19 protein-coding genes are annotated in these 16,987 nt (G+C 62.2%); 5 read left to right on the plus strand and 14 right to left on the minus strand.

The annotated features are described in order from the left end of the window. Window positions 1-3 precede the first annotated feature (3 nt). Window positions 4-357 carry an ArsC family reductase gene (locus J2857_RS12175; RefSeq protein WP_210010440.1) on the minus strand — a complete coding sequence of 118 codons (354 nt, stop codon included), beginning with the start codon at window positions 355-357 and terminating at the stop codon, window positions 4-6. Between the two features lie 175 nt (window positions 358-532). Between J2857_RS12175 and J2857_RS12180 the strand changes: the two genes are divergently transcribed. Both J2857_RS12180 and J2857_RS12185 read left to right on the plus strand, forming a co-directional pair. Then, window positions 533-697 (plus strand): hypothetical protein, encoded by a 165-nt coding sequence (locus tag J2857_RS12180; RefSeq protein WP_210010441.1) that lies wholly within the window; start codon window positions 533-535, stop codon window positions 695-697. A gap of 133 nt (window positions 698-830) precedes the next feature. Further along, window positions 831-2,273 (plus strand): methyl-accepting chemotaxis protein, encoded by a 1,443-nt coding sequence (locus J2857_RS12185; RefSeq protein WP_210010442.1) that lies wholly within the window; start codon window positions 831-833, stop codon window positions 2,271-2,273. Between the two features lie 19 nt (window positions 2,274-2,292). On the opposite strand, the gene J2857_RS12190 is transcribed toward J2857_RS12185, so the two are convergent. From J2857_RS12190 to J2857_RS12210, 5 genes are all read right to left on the minus strand, one after another. Beyond that, window positions 2,293-2,775 carry a VOC family protein gene (locus J2857_RS12190; protein ID WP_210010443.1) on the minus strand — a complete coding sequence of 161 codons (483 nt, stop codon included), beginning with the start codon at window positions 2,773-2,775 and terminating at the stop codon, window positions 2,293-2,295. Between the two features lie 76 nt (window positions 2,776-2,851). Continuing rightward, entirely contained in the window at window positions 2,852-3,511 is a 660-nt protein-coding gene (locus J2857_RS12195) for a 2'-5' RNA ligase family protein (RefSeq protein ID WP_210010444.1), read from the minus strand. A 100-nt stretch (window positions 3,512-3,611) separates the two neighbouring features. Next, the gene (locus tag J2857_RS12200; RefSeq protein ID WP_245363310.1) at window positions 3,612-4,106 is read right to left on the minus strand and encodes a nuclear transport factor 2 family protein; all 495 of its coding nucleotides are present in this window, start codon (window positions 4,104-4,106) and stop codon (window positions 3,612-3,614) included. A 17-nt stretch (window positions 4,107-4,123) separates the two neighbouring features. Next, window positions 4,124-5,542, minus strand: coding sequence for an alpha/beta fold hydrolase (locus tag J2857_RS12205; protein ID WP_245363312.1), 1,419 nt, complete (start codon window positions 5,540-5,542; stop codon window positions 4,124-4,126). 96 nt (window positions 5,543-5,638) lie between these two features. Beyond that, a complete protein-coding gene (locus J2857_RS12210; protein WP_245363314.1) occupies window positions 5,639-6,424 on the minus strand; it encodes an AraC family transcriptional regulator in 786 nt (261 codons plus the stop codon). Between the two features lie 135 nt (window positions 6,425-6,559). Here J2857_RS12210 and J2857_RS12215 point away from each other — a divergent pair, with 135 nt between their 5' ends. Then, the gene (locus tag J2857_RS12215) at window positions 6,560-7,117 is read left to right on the plus strand and encodes a methylated-DNA--[protein]-cysteine S-methyltransferase (protein WP_210010445.1); all 558 of its coding nucleotides are present in this window, start codon (window positions 6,560-6,562) and stop codon (window positions 7,115-7,117) included. A 5-nt stretch (window positions 7,118-7,122) separates the two neighbouring features. On the opposite strand, the gene J2857_RS12220 is transcribed toward J2857_RS12215, so the two are convergent. Then, the gene (locus J2857_RS12220) at window positions 7,123-8,019 is read right to left on the minus strand and encodes a LysR family transcriptional regulator (protein WP_210010446.1); all 897 of its coding nucleotides are present in this window, start codon (window positions 8,017-8,019) and stop codon (window positions 7,123-7,125) included. A gap of 266 nt (window positions 8,020-8,285) precedes the next feature. Here J2857_RS12220 and J2857_RS12225 point away from each other — a divergent pair, with 266 nt between their 5' ends. Both J2857_RS12225 and J2857_RS12230 read left to right on the plus strand, forming a co-directional pair. Next, the gene (locus J2857_RS12225) at window positions 8,286-9,020 is read left to right on the plus strand and encodes an SDR family NAD(P)-dependent oxidoreductase (RefSeq protein ID WP_210010447.1); all 735 of its coding nucleotides are present in this window, start codon (window positions 8,286-8,288) and stop codon (window positions 9,018-9,020) included. Between the two features lie 205 nt (window positions 9,021-9,225). Further along, complete coding sequence (locus J2857_RS12230) at window positions 9,226-9,825, plus strand: NADPH-dependent F420 reductase (protein WP_210010448.1); 600 nt, start codon at window positions 9,226-9,228, stop codon at window positions 9,823-9,825. 127 nt (window positions 9,826-9,952) lie between these two features. Here J2857_RS12230 and guaA read toward each other — a convergent pair whose 3' ends face one another. From guaA to J2857_RS12265, 7 genes are all read right to left on the minus strand, one after another. Next, on the minus strand, window positions 9,953-11,530 hold the full coding sequence (gene guaA / locus J2857_RS12235; protein WP_210010449.1) for a glutamine-hydrolyzing GMP synthase: 1,578 nt from the start codon (window positions 11,528-11,530) through the stop codon (window positions 9,953-9,955). A gap of 61 nt (window positions 11,531-11,591) precedes the next feature. Then, a complete protein-coding gene (locus J2857_RS12240) occupies window positions 11,592-12,245 on the minus strand; it encodes a 5'-methylthioadenosine/S-adenosylhomocysteine nucleosidase (protein ID WP_210010450.1) in 654 nt (217 codons plus the stop codon). After that, the gene (locus J2857_RS12245; protein WP_210010451.1) at window positions 12,242-12,691 is read right to left on the minus strand and encodes a PaaI family thioesterase; all 450 of its coding nucleotides are present in this window, start codon (window positions 12,689-12,691) and stop codon (window positions 12,242-12,244) included. The genes J2857_RS12240 and J2857_RS12245 overlap by 4 nt, the downstream gene beginning before the upstream one ends. Window positions 12,692-12,762: 71 nt before the next feature. After that, window positions 12,763-13,215: a TspO/MBR family protein gene (locus J2857_RS12250; protein WP_210010452.1), complete on the minus strand. Its 453-nt coding sequence runs from the start codon at window positions 13,213-13,215 to the stop codon at window positions 12,763-12,765. A 38-nt stretch (window positions 13,216-13,253) separates the two neighbouring features. Next, a complete protein-coding gene (locus tag J2857_RS12255; protein WP_210010453.1) occupies window positions 13,254-14,336 on the minus strand; it encodes a DUF1513 domain-containing protein in 1,083 nt (360 codons plus the stop codon). Between the two features lie 3 nt (window positions 14,337-14,339). After that, window positions 14,340-15,443, minus strand: coding sequence for an imelysin family protein (locus J2857_RS12260; RefSeq protein WP_210010454.1), 1,104 nt, complete (start codon window positions 15,441-15,443; stop codon window positions 14,340-14,342). Next, window positions 15,443-16,981 (minus strand): di-heme oxidoredictase family protein, encoded by a 1,539-nt coding sequence (locus J2857_RS12265; protein WP_210010455.1) that lies wholly within the window; start codon window positions 16,979-16,981, stop codon window positions 15,443-15,445. Before J2857_RS12265 ends, J2857_RS12260 begins: the two co-directional genes overlap by 1 nt. Window positions 16,982-16,987: the final 6 nt, after the last annotated feature.

Below are 16,987 nucleotides of genomic sequence, written 5' to 3' on the forward strand. Positions count from 1 at the left end.
GTTTCAGATACCGGCAAAAGCCTCTTCATAAGCCTCCGGCTTGAAACCGACGATCAGCTTTCCGTCCGCCTCCAGGACCGGCCGCTTGATCATCGAGGGCTGGGCGAGCATCAGCGTGATCGCCTTCTCCCGGTCGAGGTTCGTCTTGTCGGCTTCGTCGAGTTTCTTGAAGGTCGTGCCGGTGCGGTTGAGCACGATCTCCCAGCCGGCGCGATCCGTCCAGGTATCCAGATGTGCGCGGTCGATACCCTCGGCCTTGTAGTCGTGAAAGGCATAGGTGACGCCTTTGCGGTCGAGCCAGTCGCGTGCCTTCTTCATCGTGTCGCAGTTCTTGATGCCATAGATCGTGATTGCCATCGAAGCCTCTTCATTCCAGGCATGATCGATACCAAGCGCGACCCTCACCGTGCAAGCCGCTCCGTGTGGTTAACGGTTGTTATGTGACAGTTGCATGGCTCCCCTGTTTCGTTGTGCATTGCACAAAAACAGCACAGGCATCATATTTTAGCAGAACGAAAAAGGAGAGTTTCACATGTCCGTCCAGAAGAAGATCCGTGGCAGCGCCATTGGCCGCGCCTTCGCAGTTATGAGCGCCGCAATCTCGGTTTCGGCTGCCGTTGAAAACCACCGCCGCCCGACCAACCGCGACCTGACCACACTCGGCATCGACCCGAAGGCTTTCGATCGTCTCGGCTGATCCGTCTTTCCCGGCCTTGCGTGGGCTGGGAAAGGGCTTTGTATCTCAGCCTTAAGTATAAGGCTTTGCTGAATACCCGCGGAAACTGTCCGTTAACCATGCCATCCTATATTCTCCTAATATTCCGGGAGATGTGGATTTGGTCGGGCAGGTTGTCAGGGAAGAAGCGCCGTCGGGGCCTGTATCTGTCGACGGCGAGGTGTTGAAGCGGTCCGTCGCCAAGCTGGCGAACGAGGCTTCCGCGCTCGGCCTCCATCTGGTCGATATTGCTGGTGCCATCCAGGATACGGCTGCGCAATCCTCCGCACACGCGACATTGCTTGGCCGCCTGACGCAGTCCGCTCAGTCGATTGCGGACGCCAACGGCCACGTTGCCCGCTCCCTTCAGGAATCCGACAAGCTGACGGCGAACGCGCGCAAGGTGCTCGGCGAGCAGGCTGAACAGCTTTCCGGCTCGATCACCGCGATCGATCACATGGTCCATGCGTCCCAGGAAATCGGCGCCGAGATCAAGTTGTTTTCCGCGGCGCTCGGAGACGTTGGACGTTTGGCAGATGCGATCGGCATGATCGCCCGGCAGACGAACCTTCTGGCATTGAATGCCGCAATCGAAGCGGCGCGTGCGGGCGAAGCCGGCAAGGGTTTTGCCGTGGTTGCCGCGGAGGTACGCGCGCTGTCGCTGCAAACCTCCCAGACGACGAGTTCGATCCAGACCACGCTTGATCAATTGAACAGCCGCATCGACAAGCTGATAATGGCCGGCGAAGGTGCCAGCCAGTCGGCCGAGGGCGTCAAGACCACCGCGATGAAGGTTCAGGGCTCATTCAAGGGCGTCGAAGGCGTCATGACCCAGATCCTCGACAAGGCGTCTTCGCTCGCCGGAACGACCGAAACGGTCGACAGGCAATGCGGCGAATTCGCCTCGTCGATTGCGTCCGCGGCAAGCGCGATCCTGAAATCCAATGATCAGTTGCAGCAGACCTCGTCCCGCGTCGGGGAGGTGGTGACGATTTCCGAGCGGATGATCCAGACGACGGCGAGCGCCGGCATCGAGACCTCGGATACCCCGCATATCCGTGCCGTAATGGCCTATGCCGCCGAGGTTTCCTCCGCCTTCGAGGCGGGCATAAAATCCGGCCGCATCGATCTTGGCGCATTGTTCGACCGGCAATATGTTGCGATCCCCGGTAGCGATCCTGTCCAGTACATGACGCGTTTCACTGAGTTTACCGATACCGTGCTGCCGCCTATCCAGGAACGGGCGGCCGAAAGCGACGCGCAGGTCGCGTTCTGCGCCGCCATAGATGAAAACGGTTACCTGCCGACCCACAACCGAAAATTCTCGCAGCGCCAGCGTCCGGGCGACGTGACCTGGAATACCGCCAACTGCCGCAACCGGCGCATCTTCAACGACCGCGTGGGCTTGGCGGCCGGCCGCAACAAGGAGCCTTTTCTGCTACAGACCTACCGCCGCGACATGGGCGGCGGCGAGTTTGTGCTGATGAAGGACATTTCCGCCCCGATCACCGTCAACGGGCGCCATTGGGGCGGTCTGCGTCTCGCCATCAAGGTTTGATATCGGGAGGCGGCGTCGGTCATCCCGCGTAGGCCGCGTCCAATTCGGCAATATCGATCTTCTTCATCGAGAACATGGCCTGCATGACGCGATGGGCGCGGGCGCTATCGCTATCCGTCAGCATCTTCGGCATCCTGGCGTAACTGACCTGCCAGACGAGTCCGAAACGATCCGTCAGCCAGCCGCAGGGCTGTTGCTGGCCACCCTCGACGAGCTTGTCGTAATAGTGGTCGATCTCGTCCTGCGTCTCGCAATGGACAAGGAAGGAAACCGCGCCGTTGAATTTCGCCCACGGTCCGCCGTTGATCGCCGCAAAATTCTGACCCTCGAGCTCGAAGCCCATCGCCATCACCGAACCCTTGAGCCCGAGAGCGGCATCGCCATAACGCGAGACATCGGTGATCCTCGAATTGTCGAATACAGAGACATAGAAATTGACGGCTTCTTCCGCGTTGTTATCGAACCAGAGGTGCGGGACGATCTTATGCTTCTGGATGGCCATTGTTCTCTCCTCAAATAGGCGACCGGCCACAGGACGCTGAGGCGCCCGCCGATCCGACTCGTCTGGCAAAATTCTTTCAGATCATCAGGCGGAGCTGTTCCGGCCGCGTCGGATAGGCAGGAGCATCCGGATTGAAGCTCCATCTTCCGAATTCCTCGTGCCGCGTCTCGCCGTAATGGCTGTAGACCAGCATGAACTCGCCGGCGATCCAGGCATAATTCCGCTCGATGGGCATGGGTTCTATGCGCCCGCAGCCATAGATCAGCGTCACATGCGGCGCGGCGTCCGCCATCCAGGAGTTCGGAAGGTTGTGGCGGGCGAGAGCGCGGCGCAGCATCTGCGCGAACTGGACGACCACCGGATTGCCCCTGGCGCGGTAGAGGGCGAGATGACGTTTGCCTCCGAACAGGGCGCTGCTGTCGAGCGTGATCGGGACAGGTCTCGCCTGGAGGCTGGCTGCGACCATTTTGGTTGCTTTGATAAGCGGCATGGGCGGCTCTTCGAACTGTTCCATGCAGAGCAGGCTCATGTGGAGAAGATCGGCGGGATAGGCATCGCGGGTATTCTCGTTCGCGGCGTGGATCACTGCGTCGCCATGCATGATGAGACCGAGAGGAGCGGACGGCTTCAACACGAACATCAGCTTGCTCTTGCGCCGGGCAGCCGGGGCCGATTTCGGAAGCCAGCCTTCGCCAAAGGGGAGCGAAGGCTGGCCAGCATGCTTGCGCAAGCTCATCTTGCTACCGTCATAGTAATGCGACCTCATGCCGTTGAATCAAATTTAGCGGGACTCCCTGGATGAGTAAAGAACAAACGAAGAACGATTGCAAGCATGGTTAATTTGCGAGCCGGTCCGGCACCGGCTTTAGCGGGTAGGCCTTCCAGAAGAAGCTGTCGGCGGCAGCCTGGTCGTAGGAGAAGTTGCGGGCTTGCTTGATCTTCCCATCCTCGATGCGGAAGGCGAGCACCCAGACCGTATCGACATTGGCACCGTCACGGTTCGACCAGCCGCGATGCATGTCGATCACCCAGTTTTCGTCGGCCATCAGTGCGATGAGCTCGGCGCGAAAACCGGCCTTTCCAAGTTGGTGGAAGAACGCGGCGACTTCCGCCTTGCCGCGTTTCGTGCCTGCAAGCGGATGGTGTCCGGGAATATGCCATTCGATGTCATCGGCGAAGAAGGATGCGACCTTGGCCATGTCGCCGCTGCCGTAGGCGGCATAATAGTCGGTGATGACCTTGCGGTTCTGTTCGGGGCTGGCGGCCATGGCGGGCACTCCTGAAAGGAAGGCGGCGGTAACGAGCAGCGCTCGGAAGCTGGTTTTCAACATGGGTTCCTCCTCAAGGTTCAGCGGATTTTCGCAGCGCGTTCCGCCGCACGTCCGGCGAGCCCTCGGTCGCCGTGTTCCTGCGTCGCAGTCATGGTCAGCGCGGAGATTTTCCAGGCGCCGTCAACCTTGACGAGTTCGTAGCGATAACGGCCCGTCAGCACCCAGAGATCGCTTCCGATGCGGTGGGTGGCCTGGAAATCGGCCTCGGCGGTTGCTTTCGCGCCTTCAAGGCTCGTGATCGTGGGATTGGTCACGAGATGCAGCGTCTCGTCGAAGCCTGGCAGGAAACCCGACCATTGTCGGATTATGTCGTCGGCCGCCAAGGTCGTCGGGTTGCCGCCCCAAAGGCTTGTGTAGTCGAGCATGACATCCTCTGCGAAAGCATTTCGGACGCGATCCCATTGGTGACTGTCGGCCCCGGCCGCGATATCGGTGATCGTGTCGATGATCGCTGCACGATCTTGGGGACCGATCTGTCGGGGCGCCTTCACGCGGGTGAAATGCGCTGCCGCGGCGTCCGCCGCGACCGTCACCGGCCCCGGCCGGTCGTAGAAATCGAACTGGCTGACACCGTCCAGCCAGAACTCCGATTTCTCGCCCGGCAACAGCGCATAAAACGCACGCGCACCCTGCGGCACCGCAGCTGCCTCCGAATGGACGATCAAGGTCGGCTTGTCGAGCTTGGCCCCGAGCGAAACGGAATCATAGTTCAGCCACGGCTCCCAGGAGGCGAGGTTGAAGCGGTTGTCATATTGCGGGATGAGGCCGCGATCGGTCTCGGTGTAGTAAGGTACCCGGTACATGAGCGAGGCCTGGTCGGTCATGCTGGCGGCGGTTATGGTCCTCGGCTGGCCCCGACGCTCGGAGGTCTCCGCCTCGCGCGACGTGGCGATCAGCTTGGAAACGCCCTCTTGTCCGCCATAGACCTGCTCGACGATCTGTCGGTTGTGCAGCCACGGAGCAACCAGGGCGACGGCGGCGAAATTCGAATTGCCCGTTGCCGCCGCTGCCATGTATCCCGCCGACGCGCAGATGCCGAGCCCGTTGATATCGATCGCATCGACCTCCGGCAGGGTTGCCATGAATGCGGCCGCGGCGGAGATGTCGCTTGTCTTTTCTGCCGGATCCTCCTTGAAGCGTATCCCGCCGCCGGACTGTCCCCAGCCCCGATGATCGAAGGCGAGTGCGGCAAAACCGCGTTCCGCCATTTCGCGGGCGTAGCGGCCGGACATCTGCTCCTTGATCGAGGTCCAGGCGCCGCTGACGACGACACCCGGACGTCTTTCTCCGGGTCGGTAGTCCGGCGGCAGATAGAACGTGCCGGTGAGCGTCGCGCCTAGGTTCTCGAAGGAAACTCTACGGGCCTGGATATCCTCCGCAATGGCGGCAGAACTCATCATTGCAATGCAGAAGGTCGAAACAGCTGCGGCTTTCATGGCGTTTCTCCTGTCTCGTGTCGGATGACGGGAGGTTCGCAGCTTTGCCGCTGCGGCACAGGCGCGGTTCTTGGCGTTCGTTATGCGATTATTGCTTCAATTGGCTCTGAAGGCCGCGGGCGTTGTACCCGCATGGCGACGGAAATGCTGGCCGAACCGCGAGACATCTTCATAACCTACGCGGGCTGCAACGGAGGAGATTGGCAGGCGCGTGGTCTTCAGGAACAGTTTCGCCAGCTCCATCCGTTCATGGATCACATATTGAAGCGGCGACCTGCCGAGTGCCCTGGTAAACGCCCGCGCAAAATGAAAACGGCTCATTGCCGCTTCGGCCGCCATGCCTTCCAGTGACAGATTGGCCGTGAGGTTGTCGTGGATATAGTCGAGCGTGCGGCGCAACCGCCTGTCCTCGACGCCGATGAGCGCCCGTCGAGCAGGGGCCAGGAGCCGGGCGAGATGGGCTGCGAGCGCCAGCTGCATCGTTTCCCGGTAGAGGGATGGCGGATGACCGGCGATCGAGACCGTCTGGTGAGCAAGCTGCACCAGCAACGGGTCAAAAGCGCCGACAATCGGCTGGAAATCCGAATGTTCGAAGCCCACATCGGCGAGCAGGTCTTCCGGCACTTCAAGTCTCAGGAAGGAAAGCGCCTCGTCGTATTCGCAGGTGCCTGTCGCACCGGCCGGCAGGATCCAGCCTTCGCCGGCTTTCAGCGGCACATGCTCTCGTTTGTCCGAACCGATGGCGATCTTGTGGCGCTCCTGATCGACGAGGAAAAGCCCGAGCGCCAGGCGCGAGATGGCAAAACGGCCGCCACCGGCAGGCATGTTCAGCCTCTCCGCCGTCAATTGCGCCCGGTCTGCAAATGCCTGCGATCTGCTCATGCGGAAAATCTAGGGATCGGGCATGGAAGTTCAACCAACAGTACAGTGAGAAATACGCCCCGCTGGCAAGAAACGGGTTGAATCCTTGGGCCTGAGGCATGACTTTAAGGTCAATCGAAATGCGGAGGTTTCCTCATGACAACGCATCAATACCTGATTTTCGAAACCGGCCGCGGCTTCTGCGGTATCGCCTGGAACAATGTCGGCATCACCCGTTTCCAGCTCCCGACCAAGAGCGCGGATTCGACCGAGAAGCTGCTGCTGCGCCGGTTGCCTGAAGCCGAACCGGGCACGCCGCCGGCCGAGGTGCTCGAAGCGGTGGACACCGTGAAGCGTTACTTTACGGGCGAAGAAGTCGATTTCTCCAAGGTCAAACTCGATCTCGATGGCCAGGACGATTTCTTCAAGCAGATCTATGCCGCAGCCCGCCGGATAGGCTGGGGACATACGACGACCTATGGCGCGATCGCCAGGGAACTCGGCGCCGGGCCCGAGGCCGCCCGCGATGTCGGCCAGGCGATGGCGAAAAACCCGGTGGCACTGATCATCCCATGCCACCGCGTGCTTGCAGCCGGCGGCAAGATCGGCGGCTTCTCGGCGCCCGGCGGATCGACCTCGAAGACCCGCATGCTGGAACTGGAAGGCGTGCGCCTGACGCCGCCGGAACCGGCACAGCAATCGCTGGGATTCTGAGGGCGTCAGTCGCGCGGTATGGACAGTCCCGCGACAAGCGGAGCGTAGGCGGCGAGCCTGCGGGATACGAACTCCGTGAAGAGCCGCACGCGCTTCGTCTTACGTGTCTCCCCCTGCGTCAGAAGCCAGAGCGTTCCATGCAGGTGGAGGTCGGTGCCCGGCACCCTCACCAGTAGGGGGTCGGCATCTCCGACGAAGCATGGCAGTGTCGTCATCCCGAGCCCCTCCCGTACTGCAACGATCTGCGCCTCGCCGTCCGTGATCCTGAATGGAACTCCCGTGGTGCGAACCTCCCCCTCGCTGGCCCAATCGGGGACGCCATGGATGCTAATGACGATCCACCGGATGGGATCCGGGGCACCCGCATGCCACGCGGCCAGTCGATCGCGAGACATGTAGACGCCGCTGAACAGCTCCGGTCCCTTGAGGCCGTGAAGATTGAGCGGCAGGGTTTTGCGGTCGTAGACGACGCGGATCGCGACATCAGCCTCCCGGTTGGTCAGATTTGCCAGCTCACCGGACGACACGATCTCCATTTCGATGTCCGGATGCAGACGCGCGAATTCGGCGAAGTCCGGCATGAGCAGATGTGTCGCGAGGGGCGGAGCCAACGTCACCCGCAGAAGCCCGCGCACGCTCTGGTCGCGCCCGAAGACGCGCGTCTCCAGCTGGTGCGACGACGCTTCCATCTGGTTCGCGAGTTCGAGTACCTCCTCGCCCGCGGCCGTCAGGCGGTAGCCCGAAGGCAGCTTTTCGAACATCTGCGCCCCGAGGCGCTCCTCGAGCTGTGCGATGCGTCGCAGCACCGTCGAGTGATACACCCCGAGGCCTTCGGCGGCAGCCCGCACTGAACCTCCGCGCGCCACGGCAAGAAAGTAGCGAATGTCATCCCAGTCGATCATGGTGCAATCCGGCACCGCGCGGTGCGTCTTCCAAAGCCCGTATCTGGCGCCTCATACAGCAGTGCGGGCGGTCATCAAAGCTTATATGACCAGCGCGGCCCAATTCGCCAACGGCGGACACCGATCGCCGCAGCTGGTGCCAGTCGTCCAACCGGATCGATTTTGCACCACCGATGTGCGCGCTTGCGCACTCAACAACTGATGCCGGCAGGGCCATTTCGAGGGTCTTGGGCCGATACGGTCCCGACACCACGAAAGGAGAAGTCATGGGAAAGCTTGAAGGTAAGGTTGCAGTCGTCACCGGTGGATCGAGCGGCATGGCGCTGGCGAGCGCCAAGCGGTTCGTTGAAGAAGGCGCCTATGTTTTCATCACGGGCCGGAGACAGGAGGCGCTGGACGAGGCCGTCAGGCTGATTGGCCGGAACGTGACCGGCGTGCGCGGCGACGCGGCCAATCTCGACGACCTCGACCGCCTGTTCGATACGGTCAAGCGGGAAAAAGGCAAGATCGACGTACTGTACGCGAGCGCCGGCTGGGGCGAAGCCCTCCCACTGGGCGAGATTACCGAGCAGCATTTCGATGCGACCTTCGACCTGAATACGCGCGGCACGCTGTTCACGGTGCAAAAGGCGTTGCCGCTGTTCAACGATGGCGGGTCGATCTTCATGACGGGATCCGTTGCTTCGTTGAAAGGCTTTCCTGGTTACAGCGTGTATGCGGCGAGCAAGGCGGCGTTGCACGCATTCGCACGCGGGTGGCTCAACGAACTGAAGGGCCGGAATATCCGGGTGAACGTGCTGCACCCGGGGCCGATCGCCACACCGATGCAGGACCAGGTTCTCACCGAGGAGGCGAAGCAGATGTTCGAATCGCTGATCCCGCGGGGAAAGATGGGGCGTCCTGAGGAAATCGCGGCGGCCGCGCTGTTTCTTGCTTCAGACGATTCGAGCTTCGTGAATGGGCTGGAGTTGTCTGTCGACGGAGGCTTCTCGGCCATCTGAAATCCGGGCCGGATCGCGGGAAGCGGCTAACCGGTGGGAACCAGCATGTCCATGGTGGAACGACTTCCGCGCCGAACGGTCGGCCCGGTCGCGTGGAAGTCATTCACGGCAGGATGTCTACGCGAAGGTTCCCATACAGCGGAATGGATAACCCAGCGCCGTTGAACGCCGGGGGGTCAATATCAACACGGATAGGAGAAGCATTATGAGCTATGCGATTGTAGGATTCGGCAAGATAGGCCAGGCCCTCGCCCACGCCTTCGCCCGTAAAAACATCGAGGTGACCGTCGCCAGCCGCCGCCCGCCCGAGGGGTTGGCGCCGCAGGCTGGGATGATTGGACCCACGGTCGTCGCCAAGTCGCTGCGGGATGCACTCGAGGCCGACACGATCATCCTGGCGGTCCCGTTCGGGGAGCATCGCGAGGTTGCGAAGGCCCTGCCGAACTGGGAAGGCAAAACGGTCATCGACGCGATGAACGCGTTTCCAGTCCCTGAGGAGTTGGACGGCATCCCGTCCTCCGCCTTCGTCGCGAAGTCGTTCACCGGCGCCAAGTTCGTGAAGGGCTTCAATCACTTGATTGCAGCCACCCTGGCTACCGATCCGATCGTCGAGGGCGGGCACCGGGTCGTCTTTCTGTCGAGCGACGACGAGGACGCGATCGCTCCCGTGGCGGCCTTGGCCAAACAACTCGGGTTCGCACCCGTCAAGCTGGGAAAGCTCAACGAGGGTGGCGCGCTGGTGCACGCACGCGGCCGCACCTGGGGCCAGCTCATCTTCCAGGATTTGTTCAAGAAGGAGCAGTAATCGATCTACGACCGTATGATCGACCCCGAGAATTGGCCGCGCGCGCTAACGTCTTCGAGCAGCGCGCGACCGAATATTTGAAGGCCACAAAGTCGCGAAGGCTGGGGTGGGCCTGACGGCCTCCCCGTTACTCCCACTCGATCGTGCCCGGCGGCTTGCTGGTCACATCGTAAACGACGCGGTTGATGCCGCGGACTTCGTTGATGATGCGGGTCGCTGTACGGCCGAGGAAGTTCATGTCGTAGGGGTAGAAATCCGCGGTCATGCCGTCGACCGAGGTGACGGCACGCAGTGCGCAGACGAAATCGTAGGTGCGGTAATCGCCCATGACGCCGACGGTCTGCACCGGCAGAAGCACGGCAAACGCCTGCCAGATCGTGTCATAGAGGCCGGCCTTGCGGATTTCGTCGAGATAGATCGCATCGGCCTTGCGCAGGATGTCGAGCTTTTCGCGAGTGACGCCGCCGGGGCAGCGGATGGCGAGGCCAGGACCCGGGAAGGGATGGCGACCGATGAAGCTCTCCGGCAGGCCGAGTTCGCGGCCGAGCGCGCGGACTTCGTCCTTGAAGAGCTCGCGCAGCGGCTCGACCAGCTTCATGTTCATGCGTTCAGGCAAGCCGCCGACATTGTGGTGGCTCTTGATCGTCACCGACGGGCCGCCGGAGAAGGAAACGCTTTCGATCACGTCCGGATAGAGCGTGCCCTGGGCGAGGAAGGCCGGCGCACCCTTGCCGTCGGAAGCGATCTTGGCGGCTTCCGCCTCGAAGACTTCGATGAACAGCCGGCCGATCGTCTTGCGCTTCACTTCCGGGTCGCTAACGCCGGCAAGCTGGGTGAGGAAGAGGTCGGACGCGTCCACATGCACGAGCGGGATGTTGTAGTTGTCGCGGAACATGCCGACGACCTGCTCTGTCTCTCCCTGGCGCATCAGGCCGTGATCGACATAGATACAGGTCAGCTGGTCGCCGACCGCTTCGTGGATCAGCACGGCCGCAACGGAGGAATCGACGCCGCCCGAAAGGCCGCAGATCACCCGTTCCTTGCCGACCTGTTCGCGGATCTTGCGGATCATCTCGGCGCGGTAGGCAGACATTGTCCAGTCGGACTTCAGCCCGACGATCTTGTGCACGAAATTGGAGAGAAGCTTCGCGCCATCCGGCGTGTGGACCACTTCCGGGTGGAACATGGTCGAGTAATAGTGCCGGTTTTCGTCTGCCGCGATTGCAAACGGTGCATTTTCCGAGGTCGCGATGACCTCGAAACCGTCCGGAAGCTGGGTGACGCGGTCGCCATGGCTCATCCAGACCGGATAACGTCCGCCCATTTCCCAGAATCCGTCGAATAGCGGGCTTGCCTTCTTGATCTCCACATCGGCGCGGCCGAATTCCGCCGCATGGCCGCCTTCGACGACACCGCCGAGTTGCGTCGCCAGCGTCTGCTGGCCGTAGCAGATGCCGAGGATCGGCACGCCATGTTCGAAAACGATCTGCGGAGCGCGGGGGCTGCCTTCAGCCGTTACCGATGCCGGTCCGCCGGAGAAGATCACGCCTTTCGGCTGGAGCTTCCGGAAGGCCGCGTCGGCATTCTGAAACGGGTGGATTTCGCAGTACACGCCCGCTTCGCGGATGCGACGCGCGATAAGCTGCGTCACCTGGCTGCCGAAATCGATGATGAGGATGCTGTCGGGATGAGCTATCTGGGTCATGGCGAGCCTTTAAAGAAACTTCCCCTTTCTGGCAACGGGGAACGAGGCGAAAATCGCGCCTTCAGAGCACGATGGCGCCATCCTCCAGGCCTTCGAACAGGCTGTCGACGGCATCGGCGAGCTTCCTGTCGATCACATGCAGGTATTCGGTCCAGTCGCCGACATGCTTCAATTCCTCCTTGCCGTCGGAAATGCCGCGCAGGCCGATCAGCGGCAGGCCGAAAAGCTGGCAGCAGCGCAGCACCGCGAACGTCTCCATGTCGACCATGTCGGCGCCGACGAGATCGTAGGCGGCACCCGAGATGATATTGCCGCCGGTTGACAGCGAGGCTTCCCTCACGCCGGGGATGCGCAAGGGGAGCGGCATGATCGCCGGATGGTCGAGGAAGGGTGTGCGGCCCTTCTCGAAACCGAGCGGCGAGGCGTCCATGTCGCGATAGGCGACCGACGAAGCCTGATAGATTTCCGTCTGCTCCAGATTGCGCGAGCCGGCCGAGCCGAGCGAGACGACGAGATCGGGCAGATCGCCCGTCGCTTCAAGCCTTGTCAGCGCATGGGAAAGCACGACAGCCGCCTCGACCGGGCCGACGCCGGTCATCAGCGGCTTGATGCGGGATTTAAGCGCCGGGCCGTATTCGGCATCGACCGCCATCACGAAGAGAATGGATTTGCCGCCGGCAAGGCTTGGCTCGCCGAGGGGAAGTTGAGAAGTCATCCGGTTACATCCTCTCGGCCCCGTATCACCATCATGGTGCCGGTCATGGAAGCGATGAGTTTGGCGGGGCCGTCGCCGATCGCATAGGCGCGGCCATCGGCGACGATGATGGTCGAACCCGGCTTGGTGATTTCGCCGCGAAACAGGAAGCGGTCACCGCGGCCGGGCGACATCAGATTGACCTTGAATTCGATGGTGAGGATCGAGGCATCCGGCTCGATCACCGTATAGGCGGCATAACCGCAGGCGGCATCAAGCGCCGCGGAAATCACTCCGGCATGTAGGAAACCGTGCTGTTGGGTGAGCTTGATGTCGAAAGGCAACTCGATCTCGATGATTGCCTGTTCGACGCGTGTCAACTCGGCGCCAAGCATCCCCATCGCGCCCTGTCGACCAAAACTCTGGCGCACCCGTTCGCGGAAATCGCCCGTGTCTCTCCCGTTCATGTCCCGCCCCTTTCGCAGTTGCGAAATTGGCATGACGCGCGGTGTTCGGCAAGCCGTAGGATGGAACGTGCTCAATTCAGGAGGACGATCGACAGGTTGAGGAGCGTCGCGAACGCGACCCAGAGTGCATAGGGCAGGAAAAGCCATGCGGCGGCACGATTTTCCCTCCAGCTTGCAGCGATGAACATCAGGATCGAGACGAGCAGCGGTATGATGACGACGAGGCCGAGAGCCGGGCTCTGTAAGCCGAAGAAGACCGGCGACCACAGAAGGTTGAGGGCCGCCTGGATGGCAAAGAGAACGAGGCGGCGGCCGTTGTTCTCGTCATACCAGGTCGCGGAAAGTGCGACGCCGATCAGGATGTAGAGGAACGTCCAGACCGGTGCAAAAATCCAGCTCGGCGGATTGAAGAAGGGCTTGTTGAGCGACTGATACCATTCGCCGGGCTGGTTGCCTGCGCCGCTCAGTGCACCAAGTGCCACGCAGGCGGCGATGAAGAGGATCATAACGACAGTTTTGGTCATGCGACCCCCAACTAGGGCGCTTCGGCAGCGGGAAAAGGTCAACCCAGCCGGACGATATGCTGATCCCAGGCGACCGCACTACGGGTGTCGTTGAACTGCCCGTCATAGGACGAGACCGCAATGCCGTGGGTTGCGGGCGCGACGCCGGCTGCCTCGCGGACGGTCTCTTCCTTCACCACCGCGCCCGTCTCGGCGTCGAGCGTGACCACGGCCCCGCCGCCCGGGGAGGTGAGGCCGACGACGCCGTCGCGGCGGTTGACGGCAATGGCGCCGACATAGTTACCAAGCCGGACGGTGGTTTCCCGCGGCAGCGAGACGAAGGACAGGTCTTCGCCCTTGGAAAACCAGCCGGCAAGCGGCGGCAACGCGTTGCGTGCCCCTTCCCACTGGCAGGCGAACCAGATGCGGCCGTTGTCAGTGATGTCGAGATGACGGGTGGAGAGTTGTTTCAACGAGGAGGGCAGGCGGTGCCGCTGGATGAGGGCGCCGGTCTTCGCGTCGAGCAGCACCAGCGATGGTTCCATGCGGTCGATATTCAGCTTGGTGCGGCCGAAATCCGGATGTGTCTCGATGCCGCCATTGGCGATGACGAGAAGCTTGCCGTCGTCGGAAACGGTCATGTCATGGGTGCCGATGCCGTGCGCGTCGAACTCGCCGATGCGGCGGAATTTGTCTCGCGCGTCATAGACGCCGATCATGCCGCGATTGCCGTCGAAATCGTTTTCGCTGGCATAGAGCCGCGTTCCATCCGGCGAGAAATGCCCATGTCCGTAGAAATGCCGGCCTTCCGGCGAGGTGATGATCACCGGTTCGGCCAACCGCGACGGGTCGAACACCATGGCAAACGTGCCCGGGCGGCGGGCGAAGGCGACGGTGCGGCCCGTGGCGGCACTATAGGCCAGACCGTGGGCGCGGGCTGGAAGCGCAACTCGGTCGATGATTTCGCCACGTTCCGAAACGGTGGCGACACCGAAGGAGCCGTCCGGCGCCTTGAAACCCGAAGCGTAGACCGCATCGGCTCGTTCGAAAGCCATCAGGGAGCGCGGTGCAAGAGCGGCAGTGAAGGCGATCCCCGCCGCCTTCAGGAAACCACGCCGGTCGATGGCTTCGCCGTGCCACATGGCCTAGTCGCCATCCGCAAAGGAAAAGCCGGAACTAAGGCCGATGGCGCCGCCGTAGCCGTCGTTCAATTTGGAAATCACGCCCTTTCCGTCGGCCAGGAGCGTATCGAGCTTCTTGCGTTCGGCGGCATTCTCGACCGCCTTTTCGAGATCGGGGGTGATCTTCCCCGAAAGCTCGATCATCGACTTCAGCTGCGCCTGGGTAGCAGCAACGATCGGCCGGTCCTTTTCTTGAAGAAGTGAGACCATGCCGGATTTCTCAAGCAGGATCGCAAGGCCTTCGAGATTGCCCTTCACCGTGGCCCATGTATTTTCCGAGCGCCAGAATAGAGCCTGTTTCGGGAATTTCGCTTTATCGGCCCCCTTGTAGAAGGTCTCGATCCGCTGGTCGCGCACGGCTTCGGCGCCGTGAACGAGAATGCCGAGCAGCGCCGTGATCGCCTCGCCGCCGGTGCGGAAATTCGGATTGTCCGGTCCGGGTTGTTCCCAGGCTTTCTGGATGCCGTTCGGGTCATCCCAGATGTCGGAAAGTTCCTTGGCGACATTGGCGATATTGCCGGCGACAGCCGCGCCGTAGCGGCAGCGGAAACTCTGCTTCCCCCTGAGGAGTTCGTCCGAGCCGCTGCCCGCGAGGACATATTCGAGTGCGCCAAAACCCTGCATGGCGACGCTCTTGGTGCCGAGCGAAAGGGGATCGGTTGCGGTTTCATCCGCCTTCGACAGGACGGACTGTACCTGCTTCAGCCCCGTGCTCTTGCGGTCCGGGTAAAACAGGATGCGCTCAAAACGGTTATGCTCGATCACCGGACCGACGCGCACCACCTCGATATGCGCCCAGCTCACGGCCGCATCGCGGAAGGCGTTTTTTGCGGCATCATAATTCGTCCTGGAAGGCGCCTCGCAGAGGGCCTTCATCGCCGCCGTCATCCTGCCCGCGGATTCGTGGAAGGCGTCGTAACCCGGCCGGATGAACCCGTCGACCGCCGCCGCCATCACCCTGGTAACATCGGCCATCGGCAGATCCACGGAAGGAGCCGCATCGCCCTCCTGCGCGAGAGCCGCGACGGGGAGCAGCGAGACGAGTCCGGCAAGGAGGATTTTGCGCATCAAAGTGACTCCAGAAATCTGAGCAGGGCGGCACGGTCCTGTTTGGAGAGCGCGGCAAAGGCGTCGCGGGCTTTCTGCGCCTCGCCGCCATGCCAGAGAACGGCCTCGGTCAGGTTTCGCGCGCGGCCGTCATGCAGGAAGAACGTATGGGCGTTGACGGTTTCGGTAAGCCCGATGCCCCAGAGCGGTTGGGTGCGCCATTCGCTGCCGCTCGCGACACCTACCGCCTGGCCATCGGCAAGGCCTTCGCCCATGTCGTGCAGCAGGAAATCGGAATAGGGCCAGATGAGCTGGAAGGCATGCGCCTTATTGCCGGCATTCCGGCTCGTTACGAATTTTGGCGTGTGGCAGGCGGTGCAGCCGGCCTGGTAGAAGAGTTCCTTGCCCTTCAGCACCGTCTTGTCGCCGATGTCGCGACGGGCCGGCACGGCGAGGTTTTCGGAATAGAAGGTGACGAGCGGCAGAACTGGGTCGGGCGCCTCGACCGGCCCGAGCCGCTGTTGCACGCCGGTCGGCATGGCGAGGCATGCAGCCTCCGCCTTGGTGCAGTCGCCGTGGTCGAACGGATTGTCGGGAGTGGAGATGCCGAGGTCACCGGCAAAGGCGGACGAGCTCTGGTCGCGGACCGAGGCATTCTGCGCCTTGAAGCCGAAGCGGCCGAGCTTCAGTTCGCCGGTCTTGTGGTCGCGCACCATGGCCGGCTTGCCGGAAATCCCGTCGCCGTCCTTGTCATCCGGGTCGGCCAAGCCGAGAATGTCGGCATCGTGGATCGCCTGGATCAGGCCCATGCCGATCATCGGCGGCGCGATCCGTGGCGACAACGTCACGTCGCCTTCCATCGCGCCGTAACCGAGGTCGGCGACCGAATAGGTCGGCTTGCGCAGATTGACCACTTCGCCGTCGCCGAGCTTGACCGGGATTTCCTCGTAGGAAATCTGCATCCGGCCTTCGGAGGCGAGGCCGGACACGGCGAGGTCCTGCAGCTGCTCGCCATAGATCGCGTCGGGGAAATTGAGCTTCCTGTAATCGGCGACCGCTTCGCGCTCCTCGTCGGTGCGCGCCGGACGGGCGAGCCGGAAGAACATGGAAGTCGCGTCGGCACCGCCTTCCGGAGGATGGCCGCGGCCGTCCTTCAGGTGGCAGCTCTGACAGGCGCGGGCGTTGAAGAGCGGGCCGAGCCCGTCGGAGGCCTGCGTCGAGGAGGGCGCCGAGACCCACAGCTTCGTGAACAGCGCATTGCCGAGCTTGAACGTCCCTTCTTCCTCGAAGGTGAGGTTGGCGGAGAAATGCGAGAAGGCGTCGCCATTGACATCGGCGCGGCTGGTCGCGCCGCCGCCGGACATGGTCTCGAATTGCTCGGGTTTGGAGAAATCGGTCGCCGGGCGCGTGACGCTCTCGACGCGTTTCTGATCCTTCGGATTGAGATCCGTGCGGATGGTCGGGAAAAGCGCGTCGCCACCGGTCGCGATCAGCGGCGTGAGCAGGAAAGCGCCCGAAAGGATCGGCAACAGGAAGACGAAAGACTTGGGCGTTCTCATAGGGGC

It is taken from the genome of Neorhizobium galegae, from assembly GCF_017877055.1.
Taxonomy (GTDB): Bacteria; Pseudomonadota; Alphaproteobacteria; order Rhizobiales; family Rhizobiaceae; genus Neorhizobium; species Neorhizobium galegae_D.